Consider the following 25,299-nt stretch of genomic DNA (forward strand, 5'->3'; position numbering starts at 1 on the left):
GTCGCGAAGAGTTGCGAGCCATTGACTGCGTCGGTGCTGGCGCCGCTGATCCGGCCTGCCGCCACGTTGGTGATGGTGCGTTCGGCGCCCACCGAGCCGACGCTGACGGTGCTGCCGGGGGTGGTGCCCTGGAAGTTGTAGGTTGTGCCGTTGAGGACGGTGCTGGACGTGCCCACCGCCGCCGCCGTGGTGGAGCCCGAGCCCAGTGCCACAGCGCCTGCGTTACTGGCCACGGCGCCCGAGCCCATCGCCATGGCATTGCTGGCGCTGGCACTGGCGGTATCGCCCAAAGCGACGCCACCGGCGGCAGTCACCGAGGAGGCGTTGCCCAGCGCCACCGCGCCTTGTCCCTGAGCAGTGTTGCTGTTGCCCACCGCTACGGCGCCCTGGCCGACCACGGTGTTTTGGAAGCCGATGCCCACTGCGCCTTGCGCCGCGGTACCCGCCGTGCTGACAGCCTGGCCGCCGCCGCCCACCATGTTGGTGTTACCCAGCGCCACCGAGCCGTTGCCGGTGGCCGTGCTGTCCATGCCCAGTGCCAGCGCGCCAGCGCCGGTGGCTGTGGTAGGGTCGCCGATGGCCACGGCGCCATTGCCAGAGGCAGTGTTGCGCGAACCGATGGAGACGGCCCTGCCGTTCAGAGCCCGCGCGCCCACCCCGATGGCCACAGATTCGTCTGAGGAAGCCACTGCGTTGTCGCCAATGGCAACGGACGAGACACCAATGGCTGTTGCGCTAACGCCAAAGGCAGCGCTGTTGCCGCCACTTGCCGAAGCCCCAATGCCGAAGGCGGAAGCATTCCCGCTGCTTGCCTGAGCCCCAGAACCAACGGCGGTGCCGCCGACACCGCCAGCATTGGCGCTGTGGCCGATTGCGACACCCTCAATGTTTGAATTCGCGGCGAAGCCTACGGCAGTGGAATTATCGCCAGAGGCGGTGGCGTTCGACCCGACTGCCGTTGCATTGTTCCCGTTCGCCACCGCCTGCGTACCGAGGGCATTTGCGTTTATGCCGCCGAATGCAGCGGCTTGATACCCAAGGGCAACTCCTTGCTCATTAACAGGTTGCGTGAATGCAAAGGCACCGATGGCCGTCGAATTCGTTCCCTGCCCGAGAGCACCCACACCGATCGCGACTGCGTTGTTGGCAGAAGCGGCAGCCAGGCACCCGATGGCGACGCTACTGCTCGTGAAGGATGTGGCCTCACAACCGAAGGTCGGATTGCTGAAGATGCCGCCGCCAAGGACGACGGCCGACGTCGATTGGGCCATTGCATCGCGCGGAGCAAACACGCCACCGCCAAGCAACATGCCCGCCGCAAGCAGCGTAAGCGCGAAGCGCCCCGCCCCACTCCCGGCCGAAAGCCAAAGGCCCGAACCATCGCCGAGCGCGCCACCCTCCACGACGTTCACCGAAGAGCCGGCTTTCTTGCCAGCCGCCTTGGCCGTTTCCGGGGCGGCCACGAATGTGCCGAGCGTCGTGTTCCAAATTGATCGATATACCTTGTTCACCGTCTTCTCCTCTTGGGCCGTACCGTTAATCGGAGCGCCGGTGAACGCGTTTTCGCGCCTTCCCCATTGCCCACTTCGTGCAACAAAGATGTCGGCATCACTTGATGCGCAACACTTCATCGACAGACGGAGCGGATGGTGAAGGGGCCCTATCGGCGAGTGAGGATTTCGCGAGAATTGATCAGATTTGGACCGCAACAGGGGCCCTGAAGCGGCACTACTTCACAGATTTCTCCCAGAAGCTGTGGTGCCGGTGCGCTGCGGGCTGGCCAGGAACTGGCCGCGCAGCGCTGCTCTCTTTGCCTATCTGGCGGGGCGCTGCATCAGGCCGAGCAGCAGGGTGTTGTAGGCCTCGGTGCCCGCGGCGTTGCCGGGGAGGTAGCGGCCGATCAGGCTGCGCTGGCGCTCACGGTAAGCCTCGGCCTGGGCGTCGTGCGTGTCGATGGCTTCAAGCAGGCGGGCGCTGCCGGCGGCCACGTCGTTCCCCGCGTAGTAGTAGCCAAGATCCGCGCACAGGTGCGCGTTGTGCACGAGCGCATAGCCCTGCCAGCAGGTTTCCAGGTAGAAGTAGTTGAGCGGGTTCTCCCACTGGTGCGAGACCACGATGTCGGTGTTCTGCGCCAGGAAGACGGGCGTTTCGTGCCGGCCGAGAAACACCGCCTTGTGGTCGCGGATGAGGTCGAGCTGGTTCATCAGCGTGATGAATTCCATGCTCTCCCTGGCCTGCCGTTCGGCGTTGGTAACCTGCAGCTGCGCGATGGCGTCGGGCCGCGTGCGGTAGGCCAACTCGGCAATGAAGATCGGGTAAAGGCAGAACTTGACGACGTTGATGTTGGGCTCCATCACGCTCAGCCGGCGGGGGCCGGTGTGCGGCTGGTAGATGCCGGCATCGGGCAGGCCGCGCGTGCGTTCGTCCAGAAACACGGGGCTCCAGACGAAAGGCACGGGGCGCGCCTCGGCCCGGCGCAGCACTTCAAAGTAGGGCTGGCTGATGTTTGCCACCTGCGGAACCATCCAGATGTCGTCGTAGCGCTGGTTGACGAACAGGTTCTGCCCCCAGAGCGGCTTGTTGAACAGCATCGACTCCATGGCGCTCACGTATTCGCAGCCGCAGCAGTAAGACACGAGCCGCGCGCCGCGGCGCTTGAGGTAGTCGGTCTGCTCCGGGCCGATCTGGCCGCCAAGCTCGATGAGCACGTCGACGCTGTCCTTGGCGCTCTCGAAAGGAACCGTGGGCCAGCGTGTCTGGTCCCAGGGCAGGGCGGGCGTGATCGGGATGGCCGTGGTGTTGACCAGTACCACCGAGGCGACGGCCGGGCAGTGCTTCAGGGCTTCCGCCAGGAACACGGCGTTTTGCTTGATGCCGTTGTTCCACAGGGTTTCGGCTTCGTGGTGGAGGCCGATGGTGATTCCTACTCGGAGGCTTGTATTAGTCGCCATTGCCTTGATTGTCAAAAATAGTTAAATGTCGCAATTATTTTGGTGGCCCGCATCATAGGGTGTGATCGCCAGCATCGATGGAATGCAAAAGAAGGAAATAAGCCACAGCATCGGCCGCGGCCGGGCCGTTTTTTTTGGTACACCTTGAGCCCATGCGAATTGGTATTTCAATCCTTACACACGCGGAGCAGAACATCTGGGAAAACGGGATGGGGCAGAACGTCCTGTTTCTGGCCCGGCTGCTGCAACGCATCGAGTTCGTCGAATCGGTCACGCTGATCGACGCCGGCGATCAGCCGAGCATGCCGCCCCAGGTCGACCTGGCCGCGATGGGCCTGGCCGTCGGGCGGGCGCCCGAGCTGACCGACGCGCTCGACGTGGTCATCGAGATGGCCGGCGCGCTCGATGCGCAATGGCTCTCTTACTTCCGCGCGTGCGGCGGGCGCGTGGTTTTTCATTGCGTGGGTCAGCCTTTCGTGGCGCTGGCCGAGCCGATCGTGTTCACCGGCAAGGGCCACTTCAGCAAGCCCGACCGCTGCGACGAGGTGTGGCTGCTGCCCAAGGACGCGGTGTTCACGCCCATGATGCGCACCCTGCACCGCCGCCCGGTGTTCGAGGTGCCTTACCTGTGGTCGCCGTATTTCCTGGCGCAGCGCGCGGCGGAGGTCGAGGCCGCGGGCCACCGTTTCGGCTACACGCGGCGCACGGCGGAGCAACCGGGTTTTCGCGTGGCGATCTTCGAGCCCAACATCTCGGTGGTGAAGTCGAGCAGCGTGCCCATGCTGATCTGCGACGGGGCCTACCGCGCCGACCCGGCCGCCGTGACCTCGATGCAGGTGCTCAACACCTTGCACATCAAGGATCACCCGACCATGCTCCACCTGGCGAACTCGCTCGACATCGTGCGCCAACACAAGGCGGTGTTCCATGGCCGGCACGACTTCGCGGGCTTCATGGTGCAGTTCGCCGACGCGGTGGTGTCGCACCAGTGGCAGAACGACCAGAACTACAGCTACCTCGATGCGCTCTACGGCAACTACCCGCTGGTGCACAACTCGCCCTGGCTGCGCGATGCGGGCTACTACTACCCCGACTTCGACATCGCCGCGGGCGCGGCGCAGTTGCTGCAAGCCGTGCGCGACCACGACCAGCAGCAGGGCGACTACCGCGCCCGCTCTTTGCGGGTTCTGGAGTCGGTCAACCCGCTCAACCCCGCGAACGTCGACGGCTATGCGCAGCGCCTGCTGCACCTGGTGGGTGGCAATGCCGCATTCCGGGCCGACGGCATGAGGGCGGCCGCATGAGCGGGGCACAACAACAAAAGACCGTCATGCCGGCGAAGCTGAAGGTCGGCGTTTCGATCTTCATCCGCAAGGGCGAGCAGAGCCTGTGGGAAAACGGCGTGTACCAAAACTGCCTGTTCCTCGTGATGCTGCTGCTGCGTTCGCCGCGCATGGAAAGCGCCGTGCTGGTGGCTGGCGGCGGCGACGGCGGCCCGGCGGATGCCACCAACTTTCTCGCAGATTCGCCTGTGCCCATCATCGACATGGCCACGGCCGGGCAAGAGCTCGACCTCATGATCGAGATGAGCGCCCAGCTGGCCATGCCGTGGTCGGTGGCGTTCCGCGAGCGCGGCGGCAAGATCGTCTCGATGCGCGTGGGCAACGACTACGTGATCGACATCGAGCGCATGATCTTCGACAAGCCGAACGGCCTGCTGATCTCGGGCGCGCCTTACGACGAGGTCTGGACGATCCCCGAGTACGAGGTGTCGTGCAAGCCCTACTTCGAGAGCACCTTCCGCGCGCCGGTGCGGCTCATGCCGCACCTCTGGAGCCCGATGGTGCTGGAGCGCGCGATGGCCCGCGCGCCGCAGAGCCCGCCCTTTGCCTACGAGCCCGGCCGCAAGCAGTGGCGCGTAGCCATCTTCGAGCCCAACATCTGCATGGTGAAGACCAGCTTCATCCCGATGCTCGGCTGCGAGGTGGCGCACCGCGCGCAGCCCCGGCTGATCGAGAAGGTATGGGTCTACAACAGCTTCCACCTGAAGGACAAGCCGCTGTTCATTGGCTTCGCCCAGAGCCTGGATATCGTGCAGCACGGGCTGGCCACCTTCGAGGGGCGCTTTCCGATGTACCAGGTGATGCCGGGCCGGATCGACGCCGTGTTCGCGCACCATTGGGAGAATGCGCAGAACTATCTCTACTACGAGGCCCTGTACGGCGGCTACGCGCTGATCCACAACTCGCACCTCATCGGCGACTGCGGCTACCGCTACCACGGCTTCGACTGCGAGGAGGGTGGCCGCGCCCTGCTGCGCGCCCTGGCCGAGCACGATGCCAACCTGCCGGCCTACCGCGAGCGCGCCCGCCGCTTCATCGCCACGCTAGACCCCGAGGGCGAGGACAACGTGCGCGCCTACACCGCCGCCATCGAAAACCTGTACGCATGAGAACCAGGATGAAGCCGACCCAACGATTTCCTCGCGTGCTGACCGCTGCCCTTGCATGGGCAGCCGCCGGCGCAGCACTCGCCCAGGGCGTGCTGGTTCCCCAGGCGCCCCCCGCGGCGCCGCAGGACACGCTGACGCGCGCCGCCACCAGCGTGGGCATCAAGCGCTGCCTGCCGGCCATCACCCGACTTTCCACTCTGACCGTGCAGGGTGCCCGCAGCCACGACGTGCTGCTCGACTGGGATCGCAAACGCCCCGATGCCGGGCCGACGTTCGCGTTGATCGGCATGGAATTTCCGAACGCCGGCGTGGCTGCGTCGATTACCGCCATTCCCGACGAAAGCGGCGCCTGCACCGTGTCGGCCGAGCGCATTTCGGTCGCGCCCTTCACCTGCGCGAGCGTCGCCCAGCAGGAGCTGGCGAACTACAGGATGACGCGGCTGCTGCCCAACTACGCGGTCTATACCGATGAGAAGGAGCCGACCTCGTCGGTCTCGCTGATCGATTCGCCGCCGGGCTGCCTGATCATCCGGCGCTATGTCGAGTATGGCTGGCAGAACGCCGCAGCCGCGCCGGGCGCGGCGCCTGCGGGTGCGATGGGGCAGTTGCCGAAGAAGCGATAGGCAGGACAGTCAGGGAGCCTGTACGGCCGGCAGGATGTACGTGTTCATGATCTCGAATGGACGCTGCGCCTTTCTCGAGTTGTAGTTTCCTCCGGTGAAGACGGCCACGAGTTCGAGTTCAGGAACCACGAAGATGTACTGGCCTCCATTTCCATCCGCAATGATCGCCCGGACCAGACGCCCTCGATACGGCACGGGCTGGGGCCACCAGAGATAGCCGTACGGCCTTCTGTTGTCGATTCGCGTGTGCTCACGGGTTGACAGTTCGATCCACTCGCGGGACACCAGTTGGCGCCCGTTCCACACGCCTCCTTGCAGCACAAGCTGGCCGATCCTGAGCATGTCCTGCGGCCGCAGGAAGAGATGGCCACCAGTGTCTGTTTGCCGACCATCGTCGAAGCGGCTCCAGCGCGCGCCCGTGATGCCCAGTGGATCAAACAAGGTGGTGTTGGCAAACTCCGGTACGGAACCCTTGCTGGTCTCGGCGAGGATCCTGCCGAGAGCAACCACGCCGCCCGTGCAGTAGTGCGCCACTTCGCCTGCCGGGTTTGCCAGGGGCAACGCCAGGAAGAAGCCAACCCAGTCCCGCTCGCGGTACATCTTGTCTTCCTGGCCGGGGGAGCGCCCATCGTGATCGTTGCACGCGGCGCCGCTGCGCATCGTCAGCAGATGCTCCACCGTGACGTTCTGCTTCAGCAAGGCGCTCTCGGGATAGATCGTGCCGAGATAGGTGTGCACGGGTTCCTGCACGCTCTTGACGAGGCCTCTGTCGATGGCGATTCCGAGCAGAAGCGAGGTGATGCTCTTGGTCGCAGAACGGATGTCTTGCTGGACATTTCCATCGCGTCCGTTCCAGTAGGTTTCAAGAACGACCTTTCCGCGGCGCATCACCAGCATGCTTCGTAGGCCATGCTCGCTCTCCGGGGGCAGATCCGAAACGGCCTGCCGCAGGAGCGCGCCATCCATTTCGACCTCCGAGGGCTGTGCCGATGGCAGCGGCGCGGAGAGTTCATCCGCTGCACGGACAAGCGGCTCCGGCGAGCTGCATCCTTGCACCGAACCAAGCACGATGAGCAGCATCAGTGCGTGGCCGATGTTCTTCAGTTTCGCGGGCAGTGCTGAGCTCATGCGTCCCTAACAAATGAGGGACGAATATAGGCTAGGCGCCCGGCGTCAGCGCTCGCGAGGCCGATGCGACAAGCGTCCTTCGCAGCCTGCGTCTCTTGCTACCTGAGCCATTCCCTTTATGGAGGCACGGTGCGGTGCACTACGAGGTAGCGATTGATTCAGGTCTTGTCGTCGCGGCAGCGCCCGCGCGGTTGATCAGGACATAAAGGATCGCGCCCGAGCTCGCGCCGATCAGCCATCCCCAGTCACCCACGTTGAACATCAGCCCAAACGCGCCGGCCAGTGCCAGCCCGATCGACAGTGCTCCCGACAACGCCACCGCGATCAGCGCTTTCCTGTTCCAGCCGCCGTCGAAGTGCAGGCTGCCCTTGGGCGACAGCGTGTAGAGGTCTTCCAGCACGATGGTCTGCTTCTTAACCAGGTAGTAGTCGGCCACCATGATCCCGAACATAGGGCCGAGCACGGCGCCGAAGATGCTCACGAAGACTGTGATGGCATGGGCACTGGACACGAAGAGCCAAGGGCAGACCAGAACCGACAGGATGGACGTGATCAGGCCGCCCATTTTGAAGTTGATCTTCTGTGGCGCGAGGTTGGCGATGTCGTAGGCCGGCGAGACGAAGTTGGCCACGATGTTGATGCCCATCGTCGCGACGATGAAGGTGATGGAACCGACGATGGTCGCTATGGGATTGTTGATCTTCTCGACAATCAGCACCGGATCCATGATGGCTTCACCGAACACCTTCATCGATCCGCCGGTGACGATCACAGTGATGATCGCGAACAGTATGAAGTTGACGGGCAAGCCCCAGAAGTTGCCGCGCTTCATGGCCGAGTCACTCTTGGCGAAGCGGGAGAAGTCGCCGAAGTTCAGGAGCAACGCGGCGAAGTAGGCCACGATAAGCATCGCAGCATTGGCCATGAGGCCGATTGACTCGATGCCCGTGAACTTCTTGTCCGAAAGCTGCATCGAGAAGCTGTCCATGCCTGTCTTGGAGATCATCCATCCGGCCAGTACGAACATCACGATGTAGACGATCGGCCCGCAAAAGTCGATAAATTTGCGAATCGACTCCATCCCCGACAGGAAGATGACGAGTTGGAAAAACCACATGAACAGGAAGCTGGCCCAACCGAGGGTCGAGAGGCCGAACATGTTGTTGTGCGTGAGGTCGGCCGCCGACGGAAAGAGCGTGATGACCAGCACCTCGACTGCCTTGGACGCGAAGTACGTTTGCACGCCGTACCAGACGATGCCGACGATGCCGCGCACGATGGCCGCCAGGTTCGCGCCCATGACACCAAAGGCCATCCGGGCGAACACCGGAAATGGCACGCCGTATTTCTGCGACGGCCGGCCCACCAGGTTCATGAGGTAGTACACGATGGTGATGCCCACGACCATCGACAGCAGCACTTGCCAGCCCGCGAGTCCCAGGAAGAACAAGCTCGCCGCGAAGGTGTACCCGCCGACCGAGTGGACATCGGACATCCACATGGCAAACAGACTAAAGGTGCCCCACGTTCGGCCCTCGGGTGCGACAGGCGCAAGGTCGTGGTTGTAGAGCTGCGGATGGGCGCCGGTAACGACGATCACCGGAACTTCATTTGCACTGGATGACATGGTGACTCCTTGAAGGATTGGTTGGCGACCCCTCTGATCAGGTGTCGTAACCGATGTGCTTGCAATAAGCAGGCCAGATTGAATGCAAGGCGCTTTTCTCTTTGTCGGCAAACCATGGCTCGTTTGACGGCAAAAAGTGCAATCATCTGGTCACCGAGATCGAGCAGAACGCCTGTCTATGGGGCGGCCGAGGCGCGAAACTGGTGCGATCCGCAGCGGGCGATCGATTTGCGCCAACAGATAATCGAACCAACCATGCGTATCAGCAAACCTTCATGACGACGTCGCTCAGCAACCAGGAAATCTACGAACGCATCTACTCGGCGATCAGTGAGCGGCGCTTGCTTCCCGGGACGAAACTCAACGAGGAGCGGCTGGCCGAGGCGTTTCAATCCGGCCGCGCTCGCATTCGCGAGGTACTGGCGCGACTGAGCCAGGAAATGCTGGTGGAATTGCACGCCAACCGTGGCGCGTTTGTCGCCTCTCCTTCGCCCCGAGACTTGAGGGATGTATTCGAGATGCGTCGGGCGTTGGAACGGGCCATCGTTGCCCAATTGACCACCCAGTTCGGGGGGCAGCCCGTGGTGGTGCTGCGAAGTCACATCGACGACGAAGACCGTGCCCGCGCGGCCGGTGATCGGGCTACGCTGGCACGTCTTACAGGTGATTTTCACGTCAGGCTGGCGCTGATCACAGAGAACAAGATGTTCGGAGATAACCTGCGCCGCCTCGCCACACTCACCAGCCTTGCAATTTCGCAGTACGACTCCCTCGCCACAAGCGCCTGCCCTCCAGACGAGCATGCCAAGCTGGTCGAAGCAATCGAATCCGGTGATGTGCGCCGCGCAGAGCGTTTGATGCTGGAACATCTGGATCATGTTGAGCGTGGTATCCAACAACCCGCGACTCAAGAGGAGTTGGACTTCAAGACTATCTTTGGAGTCATGTCTCCCAAGCCAGCGGGCGATTCGCGAAAGGAGCGCAGACCACGGGCCAAGAGGCCGTAGCTCGGCATCAGCGCGACCTCTACCGCGCAACTGGCTTCAAATAGATCTCGACACGGCGATTCTGTGTGCGGCCTTCTTCGGTGGCATTGCTCGATCGGTGTGGCCGACCACCTGGGCGTTGATGACTTTCATGGATTCTCCCTTTTAAAAACTTGAGATCAACGCCCGCCGTCAGCGCTTGCGAGGCCGACGCGGCAAGCGTCTTTGGTACGGTGTTTCGCCGCTTCGAAGCAGCGCGCTTGCGCCGCGCGTGCGGCCGCCTCGCGTGCCTGGCGCTCGCGGCCGGTTTCGACCTGGGACTCGGCGAGCCACTTCATGACCAGCACCTGCGCGATCAGAATGCCGATCAACACGCCGAGCAGGATCGGGCGCCAGGGGTACGAGCTGGCGCCTGCGGACGGGCGGCCAGGTTCATGGCGGCCTACGCGCATCGCGTGCCCACGATGCGGCCGTTCGGCTCGACGTCCACGGTCAGTCGCGCGGCATCGTATTCGGTGCTCTGGGGGCCATCGACCGGCTGCGTGCGGGCGCGCCGGGCGCCGGTACGCTGGCGCAGTTCTTCCAGCAGCGGAGCGCTGATGCGCTTGGCCAGGGCGAAGTGGCTCCGGGAGGCATTGCAGGCCTCGGGCGGAGCGACAAAGGCCGGGGGTCGCGGCACCTCGGACGACAGCGGCCGCACGTCGCCGCGCATCTGGCAGCCGGCTGCCAGCGCGATGGGCAAGAGGATCAGGAAACGACTACGGTCACTCATACAGTTCTTTCCTGCCTTGCTGCTAGCGCGCGCCCACCACTTCGATTTCCACGCGCCGATTGGGCTGCAGGCAGCTCACCAGCGCCGGGGTCTTTGCGGTGCCCGGGCACTGGGCCACAGGCTGGCGCTCCCCCATGCCTTCGGTGCGGATCAGCTTGCGGTCAATGCTCTGCTGCGCCAGCAAATCGCGCACGCTGTTTGCACGCGCCAGCGACAGCGCCGCGTTGTAGCTTTCGGAGCCCAGCCGATCGGTGTGCCCGGCCACGACGATGCCGTGCAGTTGGGTGAAGTTGCGTTTGATGTCGGTGGCGAGATGCTCGATCTTCGTGCGCCCCTCGGGCAGCAGGTCGCCCACGGCCCCGCCGTCGAAGCGGAACAGCCCGTCGGCACCCAGCGTCACTTTCTGTACCGGCGCAGGCGGCGGCGTGACCGACGGCGCGACCACCGCCGCCGGAACAGGCTTGACCTGCGGCGGATCGACCAGCATCGCGCAGCCCTGCCCCTTCCAGTACATGCCGCTGGTCAGCACATCCTTGTTGAAGCGCACCATGTACTGGCAGGTGACGTACTCGGGGCCCTTGCCGGTGCGGAAATGGAAGATGTAGTTCCACTCGCGTACGCCACCCAGGCCCTCGCTGAAATGCGGCCAGCTCAACAACTCGCGCACCTGATCCTTGCCCATGCCGGTGCGCATTGCACGCAGCGCTTCGAGGCTCGGGAACGCGCCCTGCTCCCACTTGGCCGTGCTGAGCTTGGGGAAGTCTTCGTCCTTCGGCGGTGGCGGGTTCTCCCGGGCTGCGTTGGCATGCGCGTGCGGAGTGATGGGGTAGCTCGGGCTGGCGCAGCCGCCGAGCACCACCACGCATATGGCGGCAATAAGCGGCGGCAAGGCCACCAGCACCATTGCGAGCATCGTCGCGCCCAGTTGTTTTTGCTTTTCCATGATCTTCACTCCCTGATTCAATTGAACACCCACTCGGCACCGACTGTCGCCGCCGCGCCGGCACGGCTCATGCCCACGCCGCCCGTGACGCTCCAGCCATTGCTTTCGGCCGTTCGGCGCAAGCTCACGCCCACCGCGCTCTCTCCCTTGAAGACGCCGTAGCCGATGCGCATCACCGTCTTGCCGGGAATCGCCTGGCCGGGCATCTGCACCGCCATCGCGGCGGCCACGCCGGCATACGCATTGCGGCCCACCTTGTTGATCTCGTCGCCAAGCGCGGTAACGCGGTTGTTCACCCCGTTGAGCTGGTTCACGTTGACCGCATCGGTGCCCGCCACACCCGGCGCCACGTTCGAGATCACCGTGCCGTTCGGCGCCTGCCCGTTGCCGAGCGTGATCTGGCCGTAGTTGGTGGTGCCGTCGACATTGGTGTCGTAGCGCACCGCGCCCGCCTGCACCGCCTGCAGTTGCCGCACGTTCACCGCATCGGTGGCTTGGGTGCCACCGGCCACGTTGGTGATCTGCCGCTCGCTGCCTGCGCTGCCGACCGAAATCGCACCCTGCGTGGAGCCCACCGACACGGTCGAGAAGGCCTCGCGCTGGCCGTTCATGCCCGCGCGGTTGGCCGTGGATCCGCTGCCCAATGCAACGCCGCCGCTGCTTGAGGCCACGGCGCTCGTGCCGATGGCGATGGCGCTGGCGCCGCTGGCAGCCGCATTGAGGCCCACCGCCACGCCGGCCGTGCCGCTCGCGCTGGCACCCACGCCGCTGGCCACCGAGTTCACCCCCGTCGCACCGTTGTTGTTGTAGTTGGCGCCCTGCGTGCCGCCATCGTTGACGCTGTAGTAGTGCGTCTGGCCGCCAGCAACGGCCGTACTCAGGTTGTTGATGGCGGTATTGGTGGCGTAGAGCTGGCTGCCATTGATGGCATCGGTGCTAGTGGCGCTGATCTGCCCGGCCGCCACGTTGGTGACCTGGCGCTCGGCGCCGGCACTGCCCACGCTCACCACGCCAGTGGGCGCGGCGCCCGCAAAGGTGTAGCTGGTGCCGTTGAGGGTCGTGCCCGTCACGGCCACGGCGGTGCCTGTGGTGCTGTTGTTGCCCAACGCCACGCTGTTGGCCGTGGTTGCGCTGGCGCCGGTGCCTACGGCCACGCCGTTGGCCGCATTGACCGACGCGCCGGAACCGACGGCCGTGCTGTTGGCGCCCACAGAGGTCGGCGCCACATAGGTCGAAGGCGAGCCGGTGATCCACATGTTGGCCGCCGTATTGGTCGCACTGGTCAACTGGCTCATGTTGACCGCGTCGGTCGCGTTGACTCCCGCACCCACGTTGATGATGGTGTTGCCGCCCATGTTCAGCGTGTTGCCGGCGTTCATCGTGATGCCGCTGCTGTTGATGGTCGGCCCGCCGTTGATGGTCAGGCTGTTGGCCACCAGATCCGGCGTGGTCGCTACCGTGATGGTGCTGCCGCTGTGCGTGAGGGCGATGTTCTGCCCGCTCACAAACTGCACCGTGCTGCCCGGCGCCACGTTGGTGGCCGTGTCGCCATCGGCCTGCAGGTTCCAGCCCTTGTTGGCGGTCGTCGTCACCGCATCGATCGCGCTGTTGGTCGCGTACAGCTGCGAGCCATTGATGGCATCGGTGCTGGTGCTGCTGATGCGCCCTGCTGCCACATTGGTGATGGTGCGCTCGTTGCCCACGCTGCCCACGCTGACCGTGCTGGCCGGCGTGGTGCCGGCGAAGTTGTAGGTGGCGCCGGCAATGGTGGTACTGGCCGTCCCCACCGCGGCGGCCGTCGTCGAATTGGCGCCGAGCGCCACATCGCCTGCATTGCTGGCGGTGGCACGGTTGCCCAAGGCCACGGCATTGTCTGCACCAGCGCGTGACTCAGTGCCGATGGCCACCGTGTTGCTGGCCACAACGGCCGGCAGCAGCGAATCAGAATTGGCCAACCCGCCAATGGCTACGTTGCCCGAACCCTGCGTGCCCTTGCCAGCCTGGAAGCCCGTCGACACGTTGTCGTCGCCGGTGATGTTGGAGCCCGCGTCAATGCCACTGGCGGTGTTGACGTTGCCAAGCACGCCCTGCCCCGAACGCACCCCCAGCGCCGTGTTGCCAAAGCCCTGGGTCAAGTTACCAGAGCCCGCCCCGACCGAGGTATTGTTCACCCCCGAGGTTGTGCCCGATGTGCTGCCCACTGCCGTGTTGTTGACATCGGTCGCCACAGCGTTTTCACCCAAGGCCGTGGCATTGGCGGCCGTGGCTTGTGCGTTGGAGCCCACCGCCAGTGCATTCGCCCCGCTGGCCACCGTGGTGTATGGCCCCGTGTTGCCAGAGCGCACCGGGAAATCAATCGCGCTGATCGACTGGCTCAGTGTGTTGGCCACGCTGTACAACTGGCTGCCATTAATGGCATCGGTGCTGGTGGCGCTGACGCGCCCCGCCGCCACGTTGGTGATGGTGCGTTCGGCGCCCACGCTGCCCACGCTGACCGTACTGGCCGGGGTGGTGCCGGCGAAGTTGTAGGTGGTGCCGGCAATGGTGGCGCTGGCCGTGCCCACGGCTGCAGCCGTGGTCGAATTGGCGCCCAGCGCGACGTCGTTGGTGAAGTTGGCCACCGCATTGGAACCAATGGCTGTGGCACGATCTTGCAACGACGAGCTGCCAGAACCCACTGCCACCGAGTTGTTGAAGGCGGTGAGCGCAGCCGAGCTGTTGGCCGAATCGCCCAAAGCCACGTTGTTGCTGCCTTGCGCAAACTGCAGGGCACCGACGCCCATGCCCACGTTGCGGTCGCCCTGCACACCATACATGGCGCCATTGCCCACGCCGGTGTTGAAGTCGCCGGTGCTTCCCAGGCCGGAGGCGAAGCCGACCGAAGTGTTGCCCAGGCCACTCTGGCTGCGTCCGGCGTCGCCGCCGATGAAGACACTCTGCCCGGTCGACGCGGCGCCTAGGCCTGCCAGCGAGCCGATCGTCACGTCCCGAGCACCCGACGCCGTGGCGTTGTCACCCATGGCGAGGCTGCTGGTCGCGCTGGCGGTCGACTGCGGGCCGATGGCAATGGCGCTTGCGGCCGTGGCGAAGGTTGAACTTCCGATGGCGATGGTGTTGAGGCCTGAAGCGGTTCCCCCGCCCGCTGCGTATTGCGCGGTCGCGGCATTGGGTAGCAAAGCCAAGGCGCCCACAACCGCGAGAGAAATCGTTGCAAGAAGTCCGGGAAGCCCCCGCGCTGCCGACCTGCCGCCCGCCGCTTCGTGCACCGCCGAACCCTGCGCACTCCGGTCGGAGCTGCTGCCTGCCTTGCCACCGCATGTCTTTGCTGTTTCGGGCGCGGCAACGAAGGTGCCCGACGCTTCATTCCAAATTGATCGGTATGTTTTGTTCACTTTTCTACTCCCACCATTAAGTTCGCACAGGCCTTTAGTGCGCGACAACCGAAGCACTCCCTCGCCTGAGTACAAATGATTTCAAAAGTCGCTTTGGTTTTGAAAATGTCGCGAGAATCCGTCAGATTTAGGTCGCACGCCGAGCGCAAAAAGCAGAACAAGTTCACAGACTTCGGCCAGAGGCCATTCGAGGCTGTTCTGTTTAACCGACTGTTCTGCGCCTCGACCGATACCTCGCGGTGCGAAGCGGGCGGGCAAAAAAAAGCCGCCCGCAGGCGGCTTCTTGCGAGACCGGGTGCTTCTCAGCGGGCGTCAACGCGCACGCTGTACCCGCTTGCGCGCCATGTCTTGTCTTCGTCGAGCCGGAACGAAACCAGTTCGCGCACCGCCTTGTTACCCTGAAACAGGGTCTCGAACTGGACGGTGCTGTACATGCCGGCCGGCACTGACTCCGTGGCTGCCGCCAGTTGCTGGCGCGAGATCGCAACCCAGTAGCGGGTGCCCGGGGTGCCCAGGGGCTGGCGTGCGCGCAGGGTTGCCTCGGTGAAGTCCTTGCGCGTGACGCGTTGCTTGACCACGCTGGACATGGCCTCCCAAACGCCCGCGGGGCTGCCCTCGTCGATCTGCCGGATGGTGGCTTGCGCTGCTTTTACCAATGCAGCCGGGTCGACGTCCTGGGCGGATGCCGCGCTGCAAATTGCGAGCGCCAATGGCCACGCTGCCTTCGGGTTGATTCTCATGATTGGATCTGTTCTATTGGTTGATTGGTGGCCGTGTTACAGCGGCATGATCCGGCATTCGTCGCCGTACCGGCTTTCGATGAACCCCTGCATTCGGCGCGCAAGCTCGACGTTGACCTGGCGGCTCCAGTTCAGATACAGCATCCCGAGCCGCGTGAGGAGCTCTTCGTCCGAGAAGGGGCCCATCAAAAAGTCGTAGTAGTCGCTTCCCATGACGTCGGCCGCGAGGTCGACCTGTTCAATGTCTATCAGCAGCATGATCGGCACCTCGGGGCCGACGCATTCGATCAGGTGCTCCAGCTCGACGCGCGCGCGGGCGATGCTGCCATTGAAGGCCACAACGAGCATGGTGAAGCAGTGCCCCGCGGCGAGCTTGGCTATCAGTTCGGCAGAGCGCTCGAAGCCCAGCGTTGACAGGCCGAACCCCGCTAGCAGGCGGCGCGTGCGCGCCCGCTTGTAGGGCACCGGGTCGAGCACGGCAACAAACTCGGCCGGCTTCGGTTCTGTGGCGGTGGCGATGCCGGCGTGCCGGCGCTTCGGAGGTTCGTGTGTCGTGTTCATGTGGTGCCTCAACTGTGTGACTTGCCAATTGGGCAAGAAGCAGTGCCGACCGCTGGGCCCCTCGCGAGAATTGCTCAGAATTGGGGTGTACCAGGCGACCAAAAGCGTTAATACCGCACATACGGCGCCGGGCGGGGGATCAGAATTCGACGGCCATCGTGGCCATCGTGGCCATCGTGGCCATCGTGGCCATCGTGGCCATCGTGGCCATCGCGGCCACTGCGGGCACTGCGGGCAAATGCAGCGGCAGGTCGAGCACGAACGTCGTTCCGACGCCCGGCGCGCTAGCGCCCCTGAGCAGCCCGCCGTGCCGCTCGACGACGGCGCGCACGATGGCCAGCCCGATGCCATGCGAGCGCGCGGTGCCGGGCGGTGCGAGGACCACGGACAGGGCCGCCCGGCTGCCCGGTTCAGTCGGTTGCAGCAACGATTGCAACTGGTGCGATGTCATGCCTTCGCCCTGGTCGCGAACGGCCAGCAACACGCGGCCGGGCGTTGCGTCGGTATCGGTAGTGATGCAAAGCTCGATCGTGCTGCCCGCCGCGCTGTGGCGAATGGCATTGCGCAGCAGGTTGACGATGGCGCGGGTCAGCAGCGCTGCGTCGACCCAAAGCATTGCGTCTTCTGCTTCAATGCGGGTCGACAGCGCCACGCCGTTCGCCGTCGCATGGGCCCACACCTGATCGACTGCATCGAGTACCACGGCGCCGGCGGGCACTTCGGCGAAGCGGTAGGTGTGCAGGCGTGCCTGAATCAGGTCGACGAAGCCGTCGGCGAGCGCCAGTGAGCGTTCGGCCTCGCGGCGCACGCCTTCGGTCAATCGGCCGGGATTCATGCCGGTGGCACCATCGGCATGCAGGTCCAGCATGCCAAGGATGTTGATCTGCGGCGTGCGCATGTCGTGCGACATGAAGCTCAGCCATTGCTCGCGCTCGCGCTCGGCGCGGCGTTGGTTGGTGAGGTCGCGCAGCACCACCATCCAGGCCGTCACCCTGCCGTGCGCATCGGCCAACGGTGCGGCGCGCCCCCGGAACACCTTGCCTGTTACTGCCTTGCGCTCCGTGTACAACGCATCCGACCAATGCTCGGCCACGTTGGGCTCGAGCCGCGCGGGCGGGCTTTCGCACGTCGTTTGCTGAAGCACTCCGCGCACTGTGCTGCCACGCAATGGGTCGTCCGCGAAAGATCCGCTGGGCAACCCCGCGAGCAGCAGTGAGCGGGCGGCAGCATTGCTTTGGACGATCGTGCCGGCGTCGCTGCAGACCAGCACCGCCACTGGCATTTGCCATAGCCCGGTTGCGAGCAGCGCCTGCATCCGGGCGATGCGGTCGATGGCGCCGTCCAGCGCCAGCGTCTGCGCTTCCACGCTGTCCCAGGCTTGCACGGGCGTCCGGGGTTCGGGTTCAAAGGCACCGGCCGGGACGGCATCCAGCGCGGCCACGCGCTCGCGGAAGAAGCGCAGCAGCGCGTTGAGCCGGCGCCAGCTCCACAGGAAGTAAGTCAGCATAATGCCAAGCAGGGGCGCCGCCGGCGGCAGCCACAGGTGCTGGCGCCAGAGCTGGCCCAGACACACAACAAGGCAGGCTACGCCCAGCGCAAACGCAATTGCCCAGGCGTGCCGCGCTGCGCTCAAGAACAGCGCCAACGCGAGCCAGACCGGCAGTGCCGTCCACAGCAGCAGCCCCGCTCCGTCGGCAAAAGTTACGGTGCGCCCGTGCCGCAGCGCGTCGATGGCATTGGCCTGCAGTTCGATGCCGGAAAAATGCATCACCGCCCCGGCACCGCCCACCGCAATCTGGTCGCCCAGCCTGGCGTTGGGGAGCGCTCCAATGAGCACCAGCTTGCCGCGCAGCAACTCCGGCGGCACCTCGCCACGCAGCACGCTCGCGTAGGAGACGGTGCGCCAGGTGCCGGTGGGTCCTGCGAACGGTATGCCGAAGGACCCCTGCGTCTGCCAGCCCTCGCGCTCCGACGTTGCCTGCGCAGCGATTGCCAGTGCAGGCGCCCTGCTACCCGGCAACGCATTTGCCATTTGCCAACCCACATAGGGCTTCATGGCGCCGGGCGGGCCTTCATGCAGGTTCATTCGCCGCGCCATGCCGTCCGTATCGGTGGTGACGATGGCGTGGCCGACCGCCCTGGCGTTCTGGGCGAACATGGGCAAGGGTTCCTGGAAGCGAGGCACTTCGCCCGTTGCGGCTTCTGGGGGGTTGACATAGCGCAAAGGCAGGTACACCGGCACTTGCGCCAGCGCCCGCGCCAGGCGCTGGTCGTCGTCGGAGTTCTGGGAGGGCGAATCCAGGAACAGGTCGAGCAATACGGCCCGCGGTGCCTGCAATGCCAATTGCTCCAGCAACCGGGCATGCACGCTACGCGGCCATGGCCAGGGGCCCAGTGCGTTCAGGCTGCGCTCATCGATGCCGACCACCAGGACGTCAAGCGAGGGATCGGGCCGTCCGCGGGCGATCGCCCAGTCGTACAGCGCCAGGTCGGCTTGCGCCAGCCCGGGCGCACTCTGCAGCCACCACAGCACCGGCGGCAACAGCAATGCCATGAGCAGCCATTCCGCAAGAAAGCGCCGTCTGCGCCGCTTCACCGTCCAAGAACCCGGGGTGCTTGGGCAGGCACTTCGAAGCTGCCTTGCTGGACGCCGCCCGGTGCATCGGTGCCTGGCGTCAATTCGCGGCTGCGCCAGTGGTATGGCCCGGGCGTATCGAGCGGCCCCACGACCACGCCGCCGCCGAACACGACCGGCTCGCTCACCAGCAGCGGTGCGAAAGCCGCCGTGCGCGCCAGTTCGAAGAGGTAGCGCTGTGCCGGGCGTGCCGGCCAACGGATCTCGTAGCGCCCGTCGCTCATGCGCAGCACGCTGCTGCGCGGAATGCTGCCGGGCGCGTAGACGATGCTGTCGCCGGGCATCCCTTCGATCAGATGCGGGTCGAGGGCGGTCAGCCGCAGGTGGTAGAAGCCGGCGTCCAGCTCGCCCGGGAGCGTGAACCTGCCTTGAGCCGAACGCGCCTCGTGCACGATCTGCAGAAAGCGTTCGTCGCGCGCCAGTTGCAATCGGTAGCTTCGGGTCCCCTCGATGGGCATTGCTGCCAACTCGGCGCCGGATGTGTCCGGTGCCCGCTGCGGCGGCGGCAACAGGGGTTGCGCCTTCAGCGCGTCGGCACCGTCGAGCCGCGTGCCGCTCGCAGCGCCCAGCACAAGCGCCGGTTGGCCGTTGCTTGAAACCGCCACCGCGCCTTCGATCACCTCGGCGGCCGTGACGCCGTCTTCGTCGCGTGCACGGAAATGCGTGCCCCTCACGCCGAGCCCCGAAGTGCGATTGCGTATTTCGAACTCGCGGCCGTTCTGCTTTTCGACGTGCGCTTCGACCCGCCCGCTCAGCAGCTCAAGCCGCGTCACGCGCCCATTGGCGACGAGCACCTGCAGCGCGCTGCTCGAAGGCACGACCACGCGGCTGCCGTCGCCCAGCTCAAGGCTGAGGAATGCGCCAGGGTCTGTGACGAGCACGTCGTCGGCCTGCACCGCGGTGCCCACCAGCAGTGTGCGCGGCGCATCGTTGCCGCGCTTGAGCCATGCCATGCCCACAAGCTCCCGCACGGCGGCAACCGCACTGCCAAGCTGCAGCACCTGCCCAGGTTGCAGCTTCCGCGGTAGCGGCACCGCGTTGTCGCGCTGCAGTTCGGGCCAGCGCAGCGGCGTGTTCATGTGCTGGCGCGAAATGTCCCAGAGCGTCTCGCCCGGCCGCACGACGTGGGTTCCCTGCGCCTGCACTGCGCCGGGCAGCACCAGGGCCAAGGCCAGAGCCAGCGCGCCATTCAGCCTCGCGCTCATGGGGCCTCCTTGGGGCTCGCCTCGGCGAGCAGTTCCAGCCGATAGCCCAAGCCGTACACCGTCTGCAGCCGCAACCCGTGCGAAGCATAAAGGCCGAGCTTGGTGCGCACCCGGTAGATGTGGGTGTCAAGCGCGCGGGTGGGCCCTTCGCCGTTCTGGCCGATGCACTCCGCCAAGTAGGCGCGCGACACCGGCCGGCCGAGATTGCGGAACAGCGCCAGTGCGAGGCGGAATTCGCTGCCGGTCAGCACCAGCTGCCACCCGGGCGCCTGGCCGTAGGCATCCACTTTTACGCGGGACGAAGCCCGATCGAATGCCCAGGCACCGAAACGCTCCTCCGGTACTGCCACGGCCGGCTGTTGCCGCCCCAGCAGGCGGCTGATGCGTGCCACGAGTTCCAGGGGGCGAAAAGGCTTGGCCACGTAGTCGTCGGCGCCGGCGATTAGTGCGCCTGCCACGTCGCGCTCCGAGCCGCGCGAGCTAAGCATGATCACCGGCACAGAGGATTGCTGCATTTGGCGCAGCCATTGAAGCAGCTCGACGCCATCCAGATCGGGCACGTTCCAGTCGAGCACCAGCAGGTCGAAGGTTTCGCGACGCAGCGCGCGGCGCAAATCCTCGCCCTGATCGAAGGGCACACACACCACCGGCTCGTCGCCCAGCGACAACTGCCGCTCGATGGTGGAGATGAAATGGCTCATCTGGGCGGGTTCGTCTTCCAGAACGGCGATGCGCATGGCGAAGGGAATAAAAGGGGGTCAAGAACAGGTTTTGCGCGATTGTGCTGCTGGGTCCAGCGTCGAAATCTGATGAATTCTGACGAAACCGTTGCAGCGCAGAGGTAAGGAGCGCAGCGTGTGAGGTAGTACCGCATTTGGGTGCGTTGTCGCCGTGGAATCTGATGAATTCTTGCCAACGGCTCGCCGCACGACAGCCCCACGGCACCATGCGAACCCAAGGGAATAAAACTCAAAAGCGGGAGCGACTTGCAGATGGCGCACGATCAAGTGGCGGCGATGGGCGGCGGGTGCAACATGAGCCTGGCATCGCGGGCGCACGCCGAGCGGTGCGTGGCCATCGTCGACCCAGATCGGCGTTCCCGCCGCCGCGTCAGCAGCGTGGTCAACCGGCTCGGCCACATGCCTGTCGCGTTCCAGGACGCGCAAGCGATGCGTGCGCACGGCGTGCGCCCGGGTGAGTTCGACCTGTTGCTCATCGTCTGCCCCTCGTCCAACGCCGAGGACCTGTCGATGGAAACGGTCGAGGAGGTGTGTTCGCTCGTGGGGCGCAAGGTGCCTGTGGGTCTGGTCACTGGCTCCCGGGATCTGTTGCGGATGTTCTTGATCTCGCACGCGGGTTCGGGCGACGACGCGATCAGGACGCCTCCTTCCCGCGAGGAGCTGCACCACTTCGTCAGCAAGTTCATGGCGCATCACGGCATTCCGACTTTGGGGTTGAGCCCGGTGTGGGGACGCTACCGTTTCTCGCTGGCGACGGGCGCTGCGGCGGTGGATGGCGAGACAGTCTTGCTGAAGCCGATCGAGTTCGATCTGGCGATCGCATTGTTTCGCCACAGGGGCCGGACGCTGTCCCGCGAGTGGCTCTACGCGATGGTGTGGGGCGCCCGGATGGAGGAAGGCTCGCGCGCGCTCGATATTCATGTCTCGCGCCTGCGCGGGCGACTTGGCCTGCGCGCCGAACATGGCTGGATGCTGCGGGCCATCGCGCGGTGCGGGTATGAATTGCAGGAACCCGTGCGTGAACATCTGCCTGAGCTTCATGGGTAGAGCACTTCCTTGCGGATGCTGACGCAGCCGGCTGATGAGCCGATCAGGTAGACGTGATGGGTCGGGCCGATCGCGAGAACGCCGACGCTGCGGCCGACTCCGACCAACGGACCCGCATGGTTGAACACTTCGCGCGCCACGTCCTGGCAGGCCTTGGGCCACACGTCGATCAGGTCGTAACCCACGTCGCAGTTGCCGCGCGGGGTAGGCGCGAACCAGGCGCTGACCAGGCTCGGCCCGCGCTCGGTGGTTCGTTCGATGGTGGCACCGAACATCGCGGCATCTGGCGCCGCCGGGTGCGCCATGAGCATGGCCCCGTGTTCCGCGCCGAAGCCCGTCATCGACGGACTCACTGCGGCGGCGGCCTGCGCGCACTTCTGAGCCCCCGCGGTGCGGGCGAGCTGCTCCAGCGTGTTGGCATTCGGGCCGGCCGGTGCGCCCTGCTGCGCGTACGCAGCCACCCCAGCCAGCGCGGCGAGGGCTGCAATGCCTGCGAAGCCGGCGCGACGACACATTGCCTGCAGCAGGTCACGCACGGTGTTGGCACGCGCGGTTTCGGCAACGAGGACAGGCTCCTTGCCAGAGGTTGCGGTCAATGCGGTCATAGGATCTTCTTTGTGTGTTCCATCAGTTTGTTTGCGCAAACACATAAGTTGTTTGCGCAAACAAGCGATTTTGGTTGCACTGTTTGCGCAAACAAATAGGTATGAACCCTGAGATTCGTCCAGAACGCTGAAGGGCTGATCCAATGCGGCCGCTATGCTTGCCTAGCGCAACAAGCACCCAGGCGAGCGATGAAAGAGGGCTCGGGGTGCTGAGTTTCCGGGTGCTGAGTTTCCGGGTGCTGAGTTTCCGGGTGCTGAGGTGCCGGGGTGCCGGGGTGCCGGGGTGGGATCAGGGCGGCGGGGGACATTTGCGGAGGGCGCCGCCCGCCGCCAGCGGCCTAACCCACAGGTCTTACCTGAAAACCTCAAGCACGATGCGCGGACGCGATCCCTGCAGTGCAGAGAGCGGCGTTCGTCACGCCACGCCTGCTCAGAAGCGGAAGTCCGCCGTTCTCGGCGCGCCGCCGACAGTGACCGACTCCTTCAGCGTGGCACCGCCTGTCGCAGCTTGCACGGTGTAGCGGCCGGCCGGCAGATCGATCAGGCAAACTGGGCCGTCCGCGCGCAGCGCCAGCGTCGGGCCGCCGTCGCTGCGCTGGATCGTCACGTCGATCTCGGCCAGGTAGGCGCCGTCCTTGCGCGCGAACAGCAGCGAGAGCGGATGCGATTTCATCGCCGACCGCATTGCAGTGGACTCGTCCACGCCGATGCCGCCACAAACCCAGCGCACTGCGCCATCGCCTTTCATGGGCGGTATCGCGACTGCAGTCTGGGCCTGGGCCTGCAGCGCGCCGGCGATGCTCACGGCGGCGATCCATTGAAGACGGTTCATGACGTTTGCTCCTTCGAAGACGGTGAAACCACCAGGGCGGCATCGAGCAGCTCGACCCAATGCCTGACCGGGACTTCGCTGCCGCTTTGCAGGTGCGTGATGCAGCCGATGTTGGCCGAGGCGATGGTGGTGGGCTGCAACTGCTGCAGGTGGCCCAGCTTCCGGTCGCGCAGCGGATAGGCAAGCTCCGGTTGCAGCACCGAGTAGGTGCCGGCCGAGCCGCAGCACAGGTGGGATTCGTTCCTCGCCACCTGTAGGTCGAAGCCGAGCGCGCGCAGGTTCACTTCGACACCGCCGCGCAGCTTTTGCCCATGCTGCAACGTGCAGGGCGGGTGGTAGGCGACCACGCCGGCCGGTGCTTTCACACGGGCCTTGAGCAGCGGCACCAGTTCGGGCAGCAACTCGCTGAGGTCGCGCGTGAGTTCGCTGATGCGCCTGGCCTTCGGCGCATAGGCCGCATCGTCGCGCAGGATGTGGCCGTATTCGCGCACGGTGACACCGCAGCCCGAGGCGTTCATGACGATCGCTTCCACCTCGTCGCGCTCGATCTGCGGCCACCAGGCGTCGATGTTGGCGCGCATCTGCGCCATGCCGCCTTGCTGGTCGTTCAGGTGAAACTTGACCGCGCCGCAGCAGCCGGCCTCTTTCGCGATCACCGTCTCGATGCCAGCGGCATCGAGCACCCGCGCGGTGGCGCTGTTGATGTTGGGCATCATCGAGGGCTGCACGCAGCCGGCCAGCATCATCATCTTGCGTGCATGCTTTCGCGTCGGCCATGCGCCGGCGTCCTGCTTCGCCGGCACCTTGGCCTTGAGCGCCGCGGGCAGCAGGCCGCGCACCGATTGCCCGAGCTTCATCGCGGGGCCGAACAGAGGCGAGGGCAGCGCTTCCTTCAGCAGCCAGCGCGTGGCCGATTCCATGGCGGGGCGCGGCACTTTCTGGTCGACGATCTTGCGGCCGATGTCGACCAGGTTGCCGTACTGCACGCCGCTCGGGCAGGTGCTTTCGCAGTTGCGGCAGGTCAGGCAGCGGTCGAGGTGCAGCTGCGTGCTGCGCGTCGGCGCCTTTCCTTCGAGCACCTGCTTGATGAGGTAGATGCGGCCACGCGGCCCATCGAGTTCGTCGCCGAGCAGCTGGTAGGTGGGGCAGGTCGCGGTGCAGAAACCGCAGTGCACGCACTTGCGCAGGATGGCTTCGGCTTCGCGGCCATCGGCGGTGTCACGGAATTCGGGGGCGAGTTCGGTTTGCATGGAAGGTGTTCAACGTTGGCTGGCGTGCGGCCGCAGTGCCCGCGCAACGCGCCCGATGGCTGCGCGCAGGTAGATGGAATGCCGCAGATCCTGCAGCACCGGCGGCAGCGACACCGCGAACAGCAGTGCCGCAAGCGGCACCACCCAGATGAAGCCGATGTACTTGAAGCCCGTGGCACCGACCAGCCCGCCGATCAGAAACATCGCGAGCAGCAGGCTGAAGAGCCGCAGCTTCGCGCGGTTGGCACGCACCTGCGCGGTGGCGGGCGTGCCGGCCTGGTTCCAGTAGAAAAGCTTGCCGAGCTCGATGCCGAGGTCGGTGATCACGCCTGTCATGTGCGTGGTGCGGATCTGCGCCGACGACACCTTGCTGACCAGCGCGTTCTGCAGCCCCATCAGGAACGCCAGCAGCAGCACGGTCAACGGCACCGCGAACGGCGTTGCCTGGCTCAGCGTGGTGGCACCCACAAGCCCGAACAGCAACAGCAGCACGGCTTCGAACAGCAGCGGCAGCGCGAAGCCGCTGCGCAGACGATGCTGGCGCGCCCAGTTCACGACCACGGCCGTGAAGGCCGCGCCGCAGACAAAGGCCAGCAACGCGCCCGTGGCACCGAGCACCAGCGCCATGTTGCCCAGCACCAGGTTGTCGGCCAGCATCGAGACGAAGCCGGTCATATGCGAGGTGTACATGTGCACCACCAGAAAGCCGCCGGCATTGACGGCGCCCGCGATGAACGCGAGCAGCAGCCCGAGCAGACGGTTGATGGACGGCGTGCGGTGCCGGCCGGTGAGGAAGCGCAGGCGCCGCAT

The 25,299-nt window shown here is 65.3% G+C and carries 22 protein-coding genes and 3 pseudogenes; 6 read left to right on the forward strand and 19 right to left on the reverse strand.

Annotated elements, in window-relative coordinates; genetic code table 11:
• Positions 1-8 precede the first annotated feature (8 nt).
• Positions 9-254: pseudogene (locus ACSFA8_RS05890) on the reverse strand (hypothetical protein); the annotation flags it as partial.
• Here ACSFA8_RS05890 and ACSFA8_RS05895 point away from each other — a divergent pair.
• Positions 160-354: a hypothetical protein gene (locus tag ACSFA8_RS05895; protein WP_435479190.1), complete on the forward strand. Its 195-nt coding sequence runs from the start codon at positions 160-162 to the stop codon at positions 352-354. The pseudogene ACSFA8_RS05890 and the gene ACSFA8_RS05895 sit on opposite strands and share 95 nt — an antisense overlap.
• A 140-nt stretch (positions 355-494) precedes the next feature.
• Here ACSFA8_RS05895 and ACSFA8_RS05900 read toward each other — a convergent pair.
• A pseudogene (locus ACSFA8_RS05900) lies at positions 495-1,631 on the reverse strand (ESPR-type extended signal peptide-containing protein); the annotation flags it as partial.
• Positions 1,632-1,814: 183 nt separating this feature from the next.
• Positions 1,815-2,951 carry a DUF2827 domain-containing protein gene (locus ACSFA8_RS05905; RefSeq protein ID WP_435478579.1) on the reverse strand — a complete coding sequence of 379 codons (1,137 nt, stop codon included), beginning with the start codon at positions 2,949-2,951 and terminating at the stop codon, positions 1,815-1,817.
• A gap of 152 nt (positions 2,952-3,103) precedes the next feature.
• On the opposite strand from ACSFA8_RS05905, the gene ACSFA8_RS05910 reads away from it, so the two are divergent.
• The 3 genes from ACSFA8_RS05910 to ACSFA8_RS05920 are packed head-to-tail and all read left to right on the forward strand — an operon-like array spanning position 3,104 to position 6,026.
• Complete coding sequence (locus ACSFA8_RS05910) at positions 3,104-4,255, forward strand: DUF2827 family protein (RefSeq protein WP_435478580.1); 1,152 nt, start codon at positions 3,104-3,106, stop codon at positions 4,253-4,255.
• Positions 4,256-4,281: 26 nt separating this feature from the next.
• The gene (locus ACSFA8_RS05915) at positions 4,282-5,403 is read left to right on the forward strand and encodes a DUF2827 domain-containing protein (protein WP_435478581.1); all 1,122 of its coding nucleotides are present in this window, start codon (positions 4,282-4,284) and stop codon (positions 5,401-5,403) included.
• Between the two features lie 8 nt (positions 5,404-5,411).
• The gene (locus ACSFA8_RS05920; protein ID WP_435478582.1) at positions 5,412-6,026 is read left to right on the forward strand and encodes a hypothetical protein; all 615 of its coding nucleotides are present in this window, start codon (positions 5,412-5,414) and stop codon (positions 6,024-6,026) included.
• Positions 6,027-6,035: 9 nt separating this feature from the next.
• On the opposite strand, the gene ACSFA8_RS05925 is transcribed toward ACSFA8_RS05920, so the two are convergent.
• Both ACSFA8_RS05925 and ACSFA8_RS05930 read right to left on the reverse strand, forming a co-directional pair.
• Complete coding sequence (locus ACSFA8_RS05925) at positions 6,036-7,154, reverse strand: serine hydrolase domain-containing protein (protein ID WP_435478583.1); 1,119 nt, start codon at positions 7,152-7,154, stop codon at positions 6,036-6,038.
• A gap of 139 nt (positions 7,155-7,293) precedes the next feature.
• The gene (locus ACSFA8_RS05930) at positions 7,294-8,781 is read right to left on the reverse strand and encodes an NCS1 family nucleobase:cation symporter-1 (RefSeq protein WP_435478584.1); all 1,488 of its coding nucleotides are present in this window, start codon (positions 8,779-8,781) and stop codon (positions 7,294-7,296) included.
• A gap of 101 nt (positions 8,782-8,882) precedes the next feature.
• Here ACSFA8_RS05930 and ACSFA8_RS05935 point away from each other — a divergent pair, with 101 nt between their 5' ends.
• Positions 8,883-9,788, forward strand: a complete 906-nt coding sequence (locus ACSFA8_RS05935) for a GntR family transcriptional regulator (RefSeq protein WP_435478585.1) — start codon at positions 8,883-8,885, stop codon at positions 9,786-9,788.
• Between the two features lie 158 nt (positions 9,789-9,946).
• Here ACSFA8_RS05935 and ACSFA8_RS05940 read toward each other — a convergent pair whose 3' ends face one another.
• From ACSFA8_RS05940 to ACSFA8_RS05985, 10 genes and pseudogenes are all read right to left on the reverse strand, one after another.
• The gene (locus tag ACSFA8_RS05940) at positions 9,947-10,141 is read right to left on the reverse strand and encodes a hypothetical protein (protein ID WP_435478586.1); all 195 of its coding nucleotides are present in this window, start codon (positions 10,139-10,141) and stop codon (positions 9,947-9,949) included.
• Positions 10,142-10,209: 68 nt separating this feature from the next.
• Positions 10,210-10,539 carry a hypothetical protein gene (locus ACSFA8_RS05945; protein ID WP_435478587.1) on the reverse strand — a complete coding sequence of 110 codons (330 nt, stop codon included), beginning with the start codon at positions 10,537-10,539 and terminating at the stop codon, positions 10,210-10,212.
• A gap of 22 nt (positions 10,540-10,561) precedes the next feature.
• Complete coding sequence (locus tag ACSFA8_RS05950) at positions 10,562-11,482, reverse strand: OmpA family protein (RefSeq protein WP_435478588.1); 921 nt, start codon at positions 11,480-11,482, stop codon at positions 10,562-10,564.
• 17 nt (positions 11,483-11,499) lie between these two features.
• Positions 11,500-14,664 carry a beta strand repeat-containing protein gene (locus ACSFA8_RS05955; RefSeq protein ID WP_435479191.1) on the reverse strand — a complete coding sequence of 1,055 codons (3,165 nt, stop codon included), beginning with the start codon at positions 14,662-14,664 and terminating at the stop codon, positions 11,500-11,502.
• A 93-nt stretch (positions 14,665-14,757) separates the two neighbouring features.
• Positions 14,758-14,931 (reverse strand): annotated as a pseudogene (locus ACSFA8_RS05960) (ESPR domain-containing protein); the annotation flags it as partial.
• A gap of 245 nt (positions 14,932-15,176) precedes the next feature.
• The gene (locus ACSFA8_RS05965; RefSeq protein ID WP_435478589.1) at positions 15,177-15,614 is read right to left on the reverse strand and encodes a DUF4019 domain-containing protein; all 438 of its coding nucleotides are present in this window, start codon (positions 15,612-15,614) and stop codon (positions 15,177-15,179) included.
• A gap of 36 nt (positions 15,615-15,650) precedes the next feature.
• Positions 15,651-16,175: a hypothetical protein gene (locus ACSFA8_RS05970; protein WP_435478590.1), complete on the reverse strand. Its 525-nt coding sequence runs from the start codon at positions 16,173-16,175 to the stop codon at positions 15,651-15,653.
• Positions 16,176-16,314: 139 nt separating this feature from the next.
• Positions 16,315-18,729: a CHASE2 domain-containing protein gene (locus ACSFA8_RS05975; RefSeq protein ID WP_435478591.1), complete on the reverse strand. Its 2,415-nt coding sequence runs from the start codon at positions 18,727-18,729 to the stop codon at positions 16,315-16,317.
• Between the two features lie 38 nt (positions 18,730-18,767).
• Positions 18,768-20,015: a FecR family protein gene (locus ACSFA8_RS05980; RefSeq protein ID WP_435478592.1), complete on the reverse strand. Its 1,248-nt coding sequence runs from the start codon at positions 20,013-20,015 to the stop codon at positions 18,768-18,770.
• On the reverse strand, positions 20,012-20,752 hold the full coding sequence (locus ACSFA8_RS05985; RefSeq protein ID WP_435478593.1) for a response regulator transcription factor: 741 nt from the start codon (positions 20,750-20,752) through the stop codon (positions 20,012-20,014). Before ACSFA8_RS05985 ends, ACSFA8_RS05980 begins: the two co-directional genes overlap by 4 nt.
• Positions 20,753-21,007: 255 nt before the next feature.
• Between ACSFA8_RS05985 and ACSFA8_RS05990 the strand changes: the two genes are divergently transcribed.
• Positions 21,008-21,802: a winged helix-turn-helix domain-containing protein gene (locus tag ACSFA8_RS05990; RefSeq protein WP_435478594.1), complete on the forward strand. Its 795-nt coding sequence runs from the start codon at positions 21,008-21,010 to the stop codon at positions 21,800-21,802.
• Here ACSFA8_RS05990 and ACSFA8_RS05995 read toward each other — a convergent pair.
• From ACSFA8_RS05995 to ACSFA8_RS06010, 4 genes are all read right to left on the reverse strand, one after another.
• Positions 21,793-22,407, reverse strand: coding sequence for a hypothetical protein (locus ACSFA8_RS05995; protein ID WP_435478595.1), 615 nt, complete (start codon positions 22,405-22,407; stop codon positions 21,793-21,795). The two genes, ACSFA8_RS05990 and ACSFA8_RS05995, sit on opposite strands and share 10 nt — an antisense overlap.
• A 430-nt stretch (positions 22,408-22,837) precedes the next feature.
• Positions 22,838-23,239 carry a carboxypeptidase regulatory-like domain-containing protein gene (locus ACSFA8_RS06000; RefSeq protein WP_435478596.1) on the reverse strand — a complete coding sequence of 134 codons (402 nt, stop codon included), beginning with the start codon at positions 23,237-23,239 and terminating at the stop codon, positions 22,838-22,840.
• Positions 23,236-24,489, reverse strand: a complete 1,254-nt coding sequence (gene glcF / locus ACSFA8_RS06005; RefSeq protein ID WP_435478597.1) for a glycolate oxidase subunit GlcF — start codon at positions 24,487-24,489, stop codon at positions 23,236-23,238. The genes ACSFA8_RS06000 and glcF overlap by 4 nt, the downstream gene beginning before the upstream one ends.
• A 9-nt stretch (positions 24,490-24,498) precedes the next feature.
• A complete protein-coding gene (locus ACSFA8_RS06010; protein WP_435478598.1) occupies positions 24,499-25,299 on the reverse strand; it encodes a YoaK family protein in 801 nt (266 codons plus the stop codon).

Source organism: Variovorax nitratireducens (assembly GCF_051216545.1).
Lineage (GTDB): Bacteria > Pseudomonadota > Gammaproteobacteria > Burkholderiales > Burkholderiaceae_C > Variovorax.